Source organism: Streptomyces sp. NBC_00154 (genome assembly GCF_026342835.1).
Lineage (GTDB): Bacteria > Actinomycetota > Actinomycetes > Streptomycetales > Streptomycetaceae > Streptomyces.
Genome location: NZ_JAPEMI010000001.1, coordinates 5,081,139 through 5,093,224 on the forward strand (window position 1 = coordinate 5,081,139; position 12,086 = coordinate 5,093,224).

The following is a 12,086-nucleotide window of genomic DNA, read 5'->3' on the forward strand; positions in this document are numbered from 1 at the left end:
AGGCCGGACCGGGGAAAAACAGGTCAGTTGTGGCCGAATCGCCGCTGGTGCTTACGGGCAACATCAGCAGGGCTGCCCTGGGCCTGCGACTGGGGCTTCATCTGCGACTCGTAAGCCGTCGACTTCGCCTCCTCCGCACCGCGCTCCGCGGCGGACACGCGGTCCTGCTGGCTGCTCTGCTTGCGGTTCTTGTTCTTGGCCATGGTGTTCCTCCTGTGCGGAATCTCGGGGCCAGGACCGCTGTCAGACTCACATATCAGGATATAGCCCGCATGTTGGATCATTACCGTGCGTAGTAAAGGGGTATCATGCGCCGATTTACCGATCCGCCACGCCGATGATCGAGTTCCGGCCGTCAAGCCCCCTGCTGTCGGGCAGACTCGAAGGAAACCCTGAGCAAAACCCATTCCCGATTTCTGGAAGAGGGTGGAACGCGTGGACCGTTGCGTCGTCCTGGTGGACGCCGGCTATCTGCTGGGAGCAGCCGCGAGTCTGCTGGCAGGAGAGCCCGCCCGTTCCCGCATCACCGTCGACCATGCGGCGCTGATCCAGGGCCTGCGCGAGCGAGCCGAGGCCGATACGGCGCAGCCGCTGCTGCGGATCTACTGGTTCGACGGGGCCCCCGACCGCGTACCCCAGCCCGAACACCGCAGGCTGCGGGTCATGCCCAGGGTGACCGTGAGGCTCGGGGCGCTCACCCGCAGTGACGGGCGATGGGCGCAGAAGGGCGTCGACGCCGCGATGCACGCCGAACTCACCGAGCTGGCCAGAAACCGCGCCTGCTCCGATGTGGTCCTGGTGACCGGCGACGGTGATCTGCTGCCCGGACTGATGTCCGCCAAGGAACACGGCGTCGCCGTCCATCTGTGGGCGGTCCAGGCCGCCGACGGCGACTACAACCAGTCCGAGGACCTGGTGGCCGAAGCCGACGAACGCAGGGTGCTCGACCGGGCCTGGATCACCCAGGCCGTACGGGCCAAGGACAACGGCGGCAGCTGCGCCCCGCCGCCCGCCCCCCGCCCCGAGATCGCCGCGATCCTCTCCGCACCGCTGCCCGAGGCGGCCCTCGCAGCCTCCGCCGAGCGGGCCTCGGAGGCCCAGGCGGCCGCCGCCCGCAACGGCGCGGCGGAGCCGGCCGTCAACGACACCGTGCACGCCCCGGTCGCGCACGGCGGCAGGGGCGTCCCCACCCCGAAGGATCTGGCAGGCAGCCTCCGCGGCCCCGGCGCCCTGCCGGCGCACGCCGCCCCGCCCCCGGCGAGCGCCACCCTGCGCTGGTCTTCGGAAAAGGGCTGGGTGGAGCGCGGGGGCCAGCTCGGCGAACCCGCCGAGACCGCGTCCCTGCCCACCCTCGCCCAGCTCACCTCCGCCGAGCAGCGCTGGGCGGACCGCGAGGAGGACATCACCACCGTCGGCGGCGACCCCTTCGAGGTGGGCCAGGTCTTTGCCCGGCGCTGGATGGAACGGCTGCCCGAGACCGTCCATCTGCAGAAGCTGTCGACCATGTACCCGCGTATCCCGCACCGCATCGACGGCGAGCTGCTGCGGTACGCGGCACGGTTCGGCCTGCTCGCCCACAAGGACGACCAGATCGACGAACACGACCGGTACGCGATCCGGGCGGGTTTCTGGCGCGAGATCGACGTACGTGCGGCGGCCGAACACGCCCCCGCGGCGGAGTAGTCCGGCAGCCCCGGGCGCAATACGGGGCATCCGACCCCGTACCCTCATACCTCGTGAGTACGGGCACAGCACAGGCGCAGACGGCGACCGGGACCGTGTGCGCGGTGCGTGATCTGGTCAAGACCTATCCCGCCGCCCGCGGCCGCCGCGGCGCACCCGCCACCCCGGAGGTGCGCGCCACCGACGGGATCAGCCTCGACGTCCGGCGCGGCGAGATCTTCGGACTGCTCGGGCCCAACGGAGCCGGCAAGTCCACTCTCGTCCGGCAGCTCACCGGGCTGATGCGGCCCGACTCCGGCAGCGTCGAGATGCTCGGCCACGACCTCGTACGCCACCCCGAGCGCGCCTCCCGGCTGATCGGCTACCTCGGGCAGGAGTCCACCGCCCTCGACGAGCTGACCGTGTCGCTCGCCGCCGAGACCACCGGGCGGCTGCGCGGGCTCGCGGTACGTGACGCCCGCGCCGCACGCGACGCCGTACTCGACGAGCTCGGCCTCACCGACATCGCCGCACGCCCCCTGAAGAAGCTCTCCGGCGGGCAGCGGCGGCTCGCCTGCTTTGCCGCGGCGCTGGTCGGGGAGCGCCCGGTGCTCGTCCTCGACGAGCCGACGACCGGGATGGACCCCGTCGCCCGGCGCGCAGTCTGGGCCGCCGTCGACCGGCGGCGCGCCGAGCGCGGTGTGACGGTGCTGCTGGTCACCCACAACGTGATCGAGGCCGAGACCGTCCTCGACCGGGTCGCCGTCATCGAACGCGGCAAGGTCATCGCCTGCGACACCCCGGCCGGGCTCAAGGAGCGCGTCGCGGGCGAGGTCCGGGTCGAGCTCGTGTGGCGCGAACGCGCGCCCCTGGACGTACCCGAAGTGGCCGCCCTGCGCGCCCTGGCCCAGGAGTCCGGGCGCCGCTGGGTGCTGCGGCTCGGGCCGGACGAGGCGCGCGCGGCGGTCGCGGCGGTGACGGGCGGGGCGGCGTTCGCCGCACTGGACGACTTCACGCTGGCGACGCCGAGCCTGGAGGATGTCTATCTGGCGCTCGGCGGGAATACGACGCAGGGGCTGGTGAAGGCGTGACCGGCGTGATCGGGTACGGATGCAGGGCCGGGCAGGGACCGAACAGGAGCAGCGCCAGGTGACGAGCATTGTTCCTGCAGAGGTGGCCGGTGCCGAGCCGGTGACCGAAAGACTTTCCCCCGCCGAGGACGGCGCGGGCGCCGTTGTCGCGCAGCTCGCGCCGCGCGCCAAGCTGTTCCCCTCGCTCGCCGCCGTCTACCGCGCCCAGCTGTCCCGGGCCAGGGTCGCCCGGATCCCGCTGCTCTTCGTGGCGACCTTCCAGTCCATCGGGATCATGATTCTGATGCGCGGGGTCGTCGACGGTGGTTCGGAGGCACGGGCCGTGGTCGCCGGATCCAGCGTCCTCGTCGTCGCCTTCGTCGCGCTCAACCTGCTCGCCCAGTACTTCGGGCAGCTGCGGGCCAGCGGCGGGCTGGACCACTACGCCACCCTGCCGGTGCCGCCCGCCGCGGTGGTGCTCGGTGCGGCCGGGGCGTACGCCTCCTTCACCGTGCCCGGCACGATCGTCACCGCGGTCACCGGGAGCGTGCTCTTCCAGCTGCCGATGACCCATCTGTGGGTGCTGGTCGCCGTCATCCCGCTCTCCGGGGCCGCGCTCTCCGGGCTCGGCGCCGCACTCGGACTGCTCGCACCCCGGCAGGAGCTGGCCACGCTGCTCGGGCAGCTGGGCATGTCGGCGGCGCTGCTGCTCGGGGTGCTGCCCGCCGGCCGGATGCCCGCGCCGATCGGCTGGGCCCGCGATCTGCTGCCCTCGACGTACGGGGTGGAGGCCCTGTCCCGGTCGTTCGGCGCCCATCCCGACTGGGCGGTCATCGCCCTCGATCTCGGCGTCTGCGCGGTCGTCGGCGTTCTCTCGCTGGCCGTGGCGACCTGGGCGTACCGCAGGGCAGCGGTCCGGTGAGGCGCGACACAGGGACGCCTGGCACGATGGCAGGGTGACTGCACCTCTGACGCCGCCCCACCGGCCCTCGCCCAACGATCCCTGGCACATCCCGCCGAAGGGCGATGGCTCCCACCCCGGGATGCTCCCGGAGTCGCAGGAGGAACACGACCTTCGGGCGGACCTGCGGCGGGCAGCCCTGATCACCGTCCTGTTGACGGTGGCCGGCGTCGCGCTCGGACTGCTGTGGCTGTGGCTGGCGCCGCGCGTCCCGCTGGTCTCCGACAACCAGGCGGTCTTCCTCAGCGACAGCGAGGGCGAGCAGGCGATCGGTTCCGACGGCACGTTCGTGCTGCTTGCGCTCGCATTCGGAGCAGTGGCTGCGGCGCTCGTCTTCTGGTTCCTCCGGCGGGGCGGGATCGCGCCCGTGGTCGGCCTCGCCCTGGGCGGGCTGCTCGGGTCGCTGGTCGCCTGGGGGATCGGCGTCTGGTTCGGGCCGGAGCGGGATGTGGTCGCCCACGCACGTGAGGTCGGCAAGGGCGTGGTGTTCGATGCGCCGCTCGAGCTGCATGCGAAGGGGGCGTTGCTGGTGTGGGCGCTGGCGGCGATGGTCGTACACCTGGCGCTGACGGCGATGTTCGGACCGCGGGATCCGGAGCCTGAGTGGGGGAGCTGGGGGGCGGAAGCACCTGGTGCGGCGCCGGGGCCTCCCACGAAGCCGTAGGGAGCCGGGGGCTGCTGCGCGGGCCCCTCGCCCCGCCCCGCCCGTTCCCGAAAACGGGGCTCCGCCCCGGACTCCGGTCCTCGACCGACGCGACGGGGTCGATGCTCCGAGTGGGCTCGGAAGGGCGCTTACGACCGGCCGATCGGCGCGAACAGCGCCCCCGTCAGCGACGCCAGATCCGCCGGGGACAGTTCGACCTCCAGGCCGCGGCGGCCGGCCGATACGCAGATCGTCTCGTGGGTCTGTGCCGACGCGTCCAGCACCGTCGGCAGCTGCTTGCGCTGTCCCAGGGGTGAGATGCCGCCCCGCACATAGCCCGTCGTACGTTCCGCCGCCGCCGGGTCCGCCATCGCTGCCCGCTTGCCGCCGACCGCCGAGGCCAGGGCCTTCAGGTCCAGGGAGCCGGCCACCGGGACGACCGCCACGGTCAGGTTGCCGTCCACGTCGGCCACCAGCGTCTTGAACACGCGGTCCGGGGAGACACCGAGCGCCTCGGCGGCCTCCTCGCCGTAGGAAGGGGAGGCCGGGTCGTGCTCGTACGCATGGGTGGTGAACGGCGTGCCCGCCACGGTCAGGGCGACCGTCGCCGGGGTACCGCCGGAGCCGGACTGCTGCTTCTTCGACTTCTTCGCCACGGGGCAGGGTCCTCGGGTGGTGGAGGTCAGTTGGGGTGGGTGGGGGCCCTGGTCAGGTCCACCGCGGGCAGCGACGGCAGATGGCGGATGACCGCCGTCTCGGACCGCAGCAAGGTCAGCTCCTCGCGCAGCCGCGTCGCCGTGTCCGGTGCCTGCAGCAGCCGCTGCTTGGTGGGGATGTCCAGGACGGCCGCGGCGGCCACCAGATAGGAGACGACCGACGGGTCGTCCGGCAGTTCCGCGCCCGTTGTCAGCGAGCGTTCGCTCGCTCCGGCCAGCCGCTTCTGGTAACTGCGGAACGCCCGCAGCACGCCCTCGGCGAGCGCACCGGCCTCCTCGCCGGAGTCCTCGTCGAGCTCTTCGAGTTCGGCCGTCAGATACGGGCCGCTCGCGTCGACCGAGAGCAGCTTGACCCGGGTCGTGCCGGTCGCCAGGACCTCGAAGCTGCCGTCCGCCCGCTCCCGGATCTTCGCCGCGTCGGCGATACAGCCGACCCGGTGGAAGGTCTGTACCGGGTCGGGGCCGAAGCCGTCCGAGGGGCCGCGTTCGGTGGCGGCGGGCGCCATGGCGGTGTCCGGCATGCCGACGGCCGTCGGGGCGGTCTCGCGGCCGTCGCGGATGGCGACCACGGCGAAGCGGCGCGGTTCGTCCTCATCGGTCTTCAGCAGCTCACGCATCATGGCGCGATAGCGCTCCTCGAAGACGTTGAGCGGCAGCACAAGGCCGGGGAACAGCACTGCGTTCAGCGGGAAGAGGGGCAGACGAGCGGTGGTCACAACGGTCAAGCGTAATGGCCGTGCGACCGGCCGTGGTCGGCCCGGTTCCACAAGGGCGTCGCGGAGGCCACCTGGAGCCGCGCCCCGTCCCGCGCATCCAGGAACTGGCCCAGCGGATCGTCGGACACCAACGACCACGGGAACGACGCCGCATGGGGTCCGATCAGCCGGAACTGCTCCAGTGCCTCGTTCCACCGGCCCCGCACGACCAGTACGTACGCCAGCAGATTGCGGACCTCGGCCGGCCAGGGATCGCCCGGCTCGAACGCGGCGGAAAGCGTGATCGCCAGATCCGCGGCCGTGTCGATCCGCTCCTCCAGCACCGACGTCGTCTTCACGTCCGGACCGGCGATCAGCAGCGCGAACGCGGCCCGCACCGGCAGCGCCTGCACCAGCGAGCTGGGCAGCGAGTCCTCGGCGGCCCGTTCGGCGAAGTCGAAGCACTCGCGGTGCGAGCCGTACCAGGCGGCGGAGAGGTACTGCAGCGCCGCGACATGGCAGCCGTAGTGGTGCGACGAGCGCCGGATCGCCTGCTCCCACAGCGCCTCGAAGGTGGTGTGCGAGGCATGCGTGCCGCGCGCGTGGTCCAGGGCGAGCCGCCAGGGCACCGGGTCGCGCGGATCGCTCTCGGCCGCCGCGGTGATGAGCGGACCCACGTCGCGCAACCGCTCCGCGCGGGCGGGCGACTCCCAGGCCCGGCGGACCGCCAGCTCGGCCTTGACGAGCAGCGCGTCCGGGTCGTCCGGGGCGGTGGCGAGCCAGTCGTTCAGCCAGCCGTCGCGGTTGCGGGCGAAGGTGGCGAGCCGGCTGAGGTAGCGGTCCCGGTTCTCCCACTCGGCCGCGTCCCGGGTGCCGGCGAGGAGCTTGGCAGCCGGCTCGTACTCGCCCAGGGCGGCGGCCACCAGAGCCGGGGAGAGCCTTTCGTCCGGGGCGTCGAGCAGCACCGCGTCGTCCGCGGGCAGTCCCGTGGACAGCCGCGGCGAGTGCCGGATCATGCGCGCGGTACGGAGCAGAGCGCGAAGGAATGACATGGTGCAGACCATTGAAAAGCGCTGGTCGGGGCAGCGCCAGAGGGGCACTGTGAAGCTTTGGTGCCGAGTACATGGGTTGCCCCGAAGGCGGTCAAGAAAAAGTAAAGGAATGCATGGAATCTGGCCTGATCCTGTTGTTCCGGCGGTGGGCGTCCGTCTCTTCGGCCGTCGGTCGGCCGGTCGTTCGAGCGTCCCGGCGAAGGGCGCCGGGACGCGTGCCGGCCGGGCGGCGGAAGAGGCTTGGGCGTTGGGGCGGAGCGGATGCGCCGCCCGGACCCGGCGAGGCCGGTCAGCCCCGGCGCAGCAGCCGGGACGCGCCCGCCGCCACGGTGGTGGCCAGTATCCAACCGAGCAGCACCAGCGCGGCCGACGCCCACTGCCAGCCGTCCTCCATCCGCCAGTACCCGTCCTGTCCGAGGTTGATCACGGGCACCAGCAGATCCAGTGCGTAGAGCGCCGCGTTCCACTCCGGGTGCTCGTCCCGCTTGATGGGCGCCGGGTCGTACTGCGAGAAGGCCACCGCCCCCGCCGCCCAGAGCACCGCCATCCACACCGCCGCCCGTCCCGGTCGGTAGCCGTACGCCACCGTCCAGTCCTGCAGGATCCCCCACAGCTTCGCGGCGGGCGGCAGCGTCTCGCGCCGCCGCCGCTGCTTGGCGAGCAGAACCTCACGGGCGTCCGCGTCCTCGCCGCAGTTGCGGAGCACGGTGGCCAGCCGCTCGTACGGCTCCGGCACGTACTCGGGGGTCGCCGCCGCCACCCACTCCAGGCGCCGGGAGAGCGGGAAGTGCCCGTACGGGACGAGGTTCTCGTACACGAAGCCGCCCATCGCGAGCCCGCCGGGCCCCGGCCAGCTGGTCGACACGTCGATCAGCGTGACGACCTTCGCGCCGTTCAGCACGACCCGGCCCTCCTCCGGCCGCTCCGCGTTGAACCGCAGCTCCGGGGCGACGATCCGGCGCAGCGACAGCTCCTCGTGGGGCGCCAGCACGAACCGCGCCTTGTGCAGATCGACCGCGTCGCCGAACCGCCCGTCGTCCAGCCGCACCCCGCCGCGGCACTCGAAGATCTGCGAACGGGTGCCGTGCGCCGGGGTCGGGGCCATGACGATGCCGTACGGGGGAGTGGTGCCCTGGTTCCCCGTGTCGACGCTCACCCAGGCCTCGGTCATGTATAACGTGCGCTCCACGGTCAGCTGCGGGGCGTTCAGCGCCCGCCGCCCCGGCCCGGCCCGCAGCCGGCTGCCGCGCAGGCTCATCGAGCCGCCGACCTTCGCCCCGCGCAGACTCAGCTCACCGCGTGCCTCCACCATCTCGGCCTGCAGGTCCTGCGCGACCGTGAGCCCGTCCCCGGCCAGGGCGCGGCCCTGCCGGTCGGCCCCCAGCTCGATCTGGTTGAGCAGCAGATCCGTGCCTATGTGGGCGTCGGTGAGCCGGATCCCGCGCTCGATCCGGCAGCGCGGCAGATGCAGATCGCCCTCGGTGCGCAGCCGGGCCGCATCCAGCCGGGGCACCGCACAGCCGACCATCCGTAACGTCGTGAAATGGCACTCGGGCAGCACCATCTCGTTCTCCAGACGGCAGCCCGTCAGCTCCACGTACGGCGCGACGCGCCCGCCCGCGAGATCCAGCGTGCCGGTGATCCGTACGCCCCGGAGCTTCAGCGCGGCGACACGCCCGGGCCGGGCCCGCGGACCGCTCAGCAGCAGCCGGGCGACGACCCGCGCGTCCACACTGCGCTCCGCGCCCCAGCCCGTCGGCGCGAACGGATCGTCCCGGAGCGGATCGCGGGCGCGCAGATCGTAGGTGCTGCCGCTTCGGAAGGCCTGCCACATGCCCAGCTCGGCCGCGCTGAGAGTGTCCGGAATGTCGCCGTTCTGCGGTTCGGCCACCGTGGCCCCCTCCGCTTGCAGTTGTTATTCCCTCTCTGTTCCCTCTGTGTGACGCCGTGAACGCCGGTGGTCAGCAGTGGCCGGGAGTAGTCGGCTGTGACCGCCGAGGCATGTATCAGTCAGTGATACGGGCGAACTGTCGCCGATGGCGGTCTGAGAGAATTGCGGTGTGATCTCTCGAATCGATCTGCGCGGCGGTGCCCTCCCCGAGGGCGGCGACCTGCGCGACCTGCTGCCCCGGGCCGAGTTCGACGTGGAGGCCGCACTGGAGACGGTGCGCCCCATCTGCGAGGACGTACGCCATCGTGGCTCAGCGGCAGTGATCGAGTGGGGAGAGAAGTTCGACGGCGTACGGATCGACTCGATCCGGGTCCCGGCCTCGGCGATCGCCGAGGCGCTGGAGCGGCTGGATCCCGCCGTACGGGCCGCCCTCGAGGAGTCGATCCGCCGCGCCCGCCTCGTCCACCACGAGCAGCGCCGCACCACGCACACCACCCAGGTCGTCCCCGGCGGCACGGTCACCGAGAAGTGGGTGCCCGTCGAGCGCGTAGGTCTGTACGTGCCGGGCGGGCGCTCCGTCTACCCGTCGTCCGTGGTCATGAACGTCGTACCGGCCCAGGAGGCGGGTGTCGAGGGCATCGCCGTCGCCTCCCCGCCGCAGAAGGAGTTCGGCGGCCTGCCGCACCCCACCATCCTCGCGGCCTGCGCCCTGCTCGGCGTCGACGAGGTGTACGCGGCCGGTGGCGCCCAGGCCATCGCGATGTTTGCGTACGGAACGGCCGAATGTCTTCCGGTGAACCTCGTCACCGGCCCCGGCAACATCTATGTCGCCGCCGCCAAGCGCCTCCTCAAGGGCCGCATCGGCATCGACGCCGAGGCAGGGCCCACCGAGATCGCGATCCTCGCCGACTCCACCGCCGACCCGGTGCACGTCGCCGCCGACCTGATCAGCCAGGCCGAGCACGACCCGATGGCCGCCGCGGTCCTCGTCACCGACTCCGAGGAGCTGGCCGTTGCCACCGAGGCCGAGCTGAAGCCGCAGGTCGCCGCGACCAAGCACGTCACCGACCGGATCGAGCCCGCGCTGGCCGGCCGCCAGTCCGCGATCGTCCTGGTCAACGATCTCGAGGACGGTCTCAAGGTCGTCGACGCGTACGCCGCGGAGCACCTGGAGATCCAGACCGCCGACGCCGCCGCCGTCGCCGACCGCGTCCGCAACGCCGGAGCGATCTTCGTCGGCCCGTGGGCCCCGGTCTCGCTCGGCGACTACTGCGCGGGCTCCAACCACGTCCTGCCGACCGGTGGCTGCGCCTGCCACTCCTCGGGCCTGTCCGTGCAGTCCTTCCTGCGCGGCATCCACATCGTCGACTACACGCGCGACGCGCTCGCCGAGGTCGCCCACCATGTCGTGACCCTCGCCGAGGCGGAGGACCTCCCCGCCCACGGCGCCGCGATCAAGGCCCGTTTCGCCGGCGGCGAGTTCGAGCGCAGTGGCTGGAAGGTTCCGCAGCAGTGACGAACAGCAAGTCGATCCGGATCGACGATCTTCCGATCCGGGACGAGCTCCGCGGCCAGTCCCCGTACGGCGCCCCGCAGCTCGACGTTGCGGTACGGCTGAACACCAACGAGAACCCGTACCCGCTTCCCGAGGCGCTCGTCGACCGGATTGCCGAGCGGGTCCGCGAGGCCGCCCGCGACCTCAACCGCTACCCCGACCGGGACGCCGTCGAGCTCCGTACCGAGCTGGCCCGGTACCTCACCCGCACCGCCGGGTACGAGGTGGCTCTCGCCAACGTCTGGGCGGCCAACGGCTCCAACGAGGTGCTGCAGCAGCTGTTGCAGACCTTCGGCGGCCCCGGACGCACCGCGATCGGCTTCGAGCCCTCGTACTCGATGCACGCCCTCATCGCCCGGGGGACCGGCACCGGGTGGATCTCCGGACCGCGCAAGGACGACTTCACCATCGATGTCGCGGCGGCCTGCGAGGCCATCGCCGAGCAACGCCCGGACATCGTCTTCATCACCTCGCCCAACAACCCCACCGGTACCGCCGTCGACGCCGAGACCGTGCGCGCGCTGTACGACGCCGCCCAGGCAGCCAGGCCGTCGATGGTCGTGGTCGACGAGGCGTACGGAGAATTCAGCCACCACCCCTCGCTGCTCCCGCTGATCGAGGGCCGGCCGAACATGGTGCTCTCGCGCACCATGTCGAAGGCGTTCGGCGCCGCCGGACTGCGGCTCGGCTATCTCGCCGCCGACCCGGCCGTCGTGGACGCCGTGCAGCTGGTGCGGCTGCCGTACCACCTGTCCTCCGTAACCCAGGCCACCGCGCTCGCCGCCCTGGAGCACACCGATACGCTCCTCGGGTACGTCGCCCAGCTGAAGAGCGAGCGCGACCGGATCGTCACCGAACTGCGCGCCCTTGGCTTCGACGTGACGGACTCGGACGCCAACTTCGTCCAGTTCGGCCGCTTCGCCGACAGCCACACCGCCTGGCAGCAGATCCTCGACCGGGGCGTCCTGGTCCGGGACAACGGCGTACCGGGATGGCTGCGGGTCTCCGCAGGAACCCCGGAAGAGAACGACGCGTTCCTCGATGCGGTACGCGAACTCAAGAAGGAGCACGACGCATGAGCCCCCGCGTAGGCCGCGTGGAACGCACCACCAAGGAGACGTCCGTACTCGTCGAGGTCAACCTCGACGGCACCGGCAAGGTCGACGTGTCGACCGGGGTCGGCTTCTACGACCACATGCTCGACCAGCTCGGCCGCCACGGCCTCTTCGACCTCACAGTGAAGACCGAGGGCGACCTGCACATCGACACGCACCACACCATCGAGGACACCGCCCTCGCCCTCGGCGCCGCCTTCAAGCAGGCTCTCGGCGACAAGGTCGGCATCTACCGCTTCGGCAACTGCACCGTCCCGCTCGACGAGTCGCTCGCCCAGGTCACCGTCGACCTCTCCGGCCGCCCCTACCTGGTGCACACCGAGCCGGAGAACATCGCGCCGATGATCGGCTCCTACGACACGACGATGACCCGGCACATCCTGGAGTCGTTCGTCGCCCAGGCGCAGATCGCCCTGCACGTCCACGTCCCGTACGGCCGCAACGCCCATCACATCGTGGAGTGCCAGTTCAAGGCGCTCGCCCGCGCCCTGCGGTACGCCTGTGAGCACGACCCGCGTGCTGCCGGAATTCTCCCCTCCACGAAGGGCGCACTGTGACCGGCCTCAACACCGTACTGATCGTCGTCGGCCTCTTCCTGGCCGGCGGCGTCTACTCCTTCTCGAAGCAGAAGATGCCCAAGGGCCTCATCGTGCTGCTCGGGATCGCCTCCGTGATGTGCCTGGTCGCAGGCGTCATGCGGATCCAGGGACTCTGGGACTGAGGGAG

13 protein-coding genes are annotated in these 12,086 nt (G+C 71.7%); 8 read left to right on the plus strand and 5 right to left on the minus strand.

The features are described 5' to 3' along the window. Positions 1-23: 23 nt before the first annotated feature. Positions 24-203, minus strand: a complete 180-nt coding sequence (locus tag OHA03_RS22750) for a hypothetical protein (protein ID WP_030972857.1) — start codon at positions 201-203, stop codon at positions 24-26. A 223-nt stretch (positions 204-426) separates the two neighbouring features. Here OHA03_RS22750 and OHA03_RS22755 point away from each other — a divergent pair, with 223 nt between their 5' ends. From OHA03_RS22755 to OHA03_RS22770, 4 genes are all read left to right on the plus strand, one after another. Continuing rightward, a complete protein-coding gene (locus OHA03_RS22755; RefSeq protein WP_267005641.1) occupies positions 427-1,683 on the plus strand; it encodes an NYN domain-containing protein in 1,257 nt (418 codons plus the stop codon). A 95-nt stretch (positions 1,684-1,778) separates the two neighbouring features. Continuing rightward, a complete protein-coding gene (locus tag OHA03_RS22760) occupies positions 1,779-2,753 on the plus strand; it encodes an ABC transporter ATP-binding protein (RefSeq protein ID WP_267008128.1) in 975 nt (324 codons plus the stop codon). Between the two features lie 58 nt (positions 2,754-2,811). Continuing rightward, the gene (locus OHA03_RS22765; RefSeq protein ID WP_267005642.1) at positions 2,812-3,654 is read left to right on the plus strand and encodes an ABC transporter permease; all 843 of its coding nucleotides are present in this window, start codon (positions 2,812-2,814) and stop codon (positions 3,652-3,654) included. A gap of 34 nt (positions 3,655-3,688) precedes the next feature. Then, complete coding sequence (locus OHA03_RS22770) at positions 3,689-4,357, plus strand: ABC transporter permease (protein WP_267005643.1); 669 nt, start codon at positions 3,689-3,691, stop codon at positions 4,355-4,357. 128 nt (positions 4,358-4,485) lie between these two features. On the opposite strand, the gene ybaK is transcribed toward OHA03_RS22770, so the two are convergent. From ybaK to OHA03_RS22790, 4 genes are all read right to left on the minus strand, one after another. After that, entirely contained in the window at positions 4,486-4,992 is a 507-nt protein-coding gene (ybaK, locus tag OHA03_RS22775; protein WP_267005644.1) for a Cys-tRNA(Pro) deacylase, read from the minus strand. Positions 4,993-5,018: 26 nt separating this feature from the next. Next, on the minus strand, positions 5,019-5,768 hold the full coding sequence (locus tag OHA03_RS22780) for an LON peptidase substrate-binding domain-containing protein (protein WP_267005645.1): 750 nt from the start codon (positions 5,766-5,768) through the stop codon (positions 5,019-5,021). A gap of 5 nt (positions 5,769-5,773) precedes the next feature. Next, positions 5,774-6,811 carry a hypothetical protein gene (locus OHA03_RS22785; RefSeq protein WP_267005646.1) on the minus strand — a complete coding sequence of 346 codons (1,038 nt, stop codon included), beginning with the start codon at positions 6,809-6,811 and terminating at the stop codon, positions 5,774-5,776. 277 nt (positions 6,812-7,088) lie between these two features. Next, positions 7,089-8,690 (minus strand): oxidoreductase, encoded by a 1,602-nt coding sequence (locus OHA03_RS22790; protein WP_267005647.1) that lies wholly within the window; start codon positions 8,688-8,690, stop codon positions 7,089-7,091. 169 nt (positions 8,691-8,859) lie between these two features. On the opposite strand from OHA03_RS22790, the gene hisD reads away from it, so the two are divergent. The 4 genes from hisD to OHA03_RS22810 are packed head-to-tail and all read left to right on the plus strand — an operon-like array spanning position 8,860 to position 12,081. After that, positions 8,860-10,206, plus strand: a complete 1,347-nt coding sequence (hisD, locus tag OHA03_RS22795) for a histidinol dehydrogenase (protein WP_267005648.1) — start codon at positions 8,860-8,862, stop codon at positions 10,204-10,206. Then, positions 10,203-11,324 carry a histidinol-phosphate transaminase gene (locus OHA03_RS22800; protein ID WP_267005649.1) on the plus strand — a complete coding sequence of 374 codons (1,122 nt, stop codon included), beginning with the start codon at positions 10,203-10,205 and terminating at the stop codon, positions 11,322-11,324. The genes hisD and OHA03_RS22800 overlap by 4 nt, the downstream gene beginning before the upstream one ends. After that, entirely contained in the window at positions 11,321-11,917 is a 597-nt protein-coding gene (gene hisB, locus OHA03_RS22805) for an imidazoleglycerol-phosphate dehydratase HisB (RefSeq protein WP_030919430.1), read from the plus strand. Before OHA03_RS22800 ends, hisB begins: the two co-directional genes overlap by 4 nt. After that, positions 11,914-12,081: a hypothetical protein gene (locus tag OHA03_RS22810; RefSeq protein WP_267005650.1), complete on the plus strand. Its 168-nt coding sequence runs from the start codon at positions 11,914-11,916 to the stop codon at positions 12,079-12,081. The genes hisB and OHA03_RS22810 overlap by 4 nt, the downstream gene beginning before the upstream one ends. Positions 12,082-12,086: the final 5 nt, after the last annotated feature.

Excerpts from the sequence above, each read along its gene's own strand:
- OHA03_RS22750 (WP_030972857.1), bottom strand. The coding sequence starts at position 203 with ATGGCCAAGAACAAGAACCGCAAGCAGAGCAGCCAGCAGGACCGCGTG.
- hisB (WP_030919430.1), top strand. The coding sequence starts at position 11,321 with ATGAGCCCCCGCGTAGGCCGCGTGGAACGCACCACCAAGGAGACGTCC.
- OHA03_RS22785 (WP_267005646.1), bottom strand. The coding sequence starts at position 6,811 with ATGGTCTGCACCATGTCATTCCTTCGCGCTCTGCTCCGTACCGCGCGC.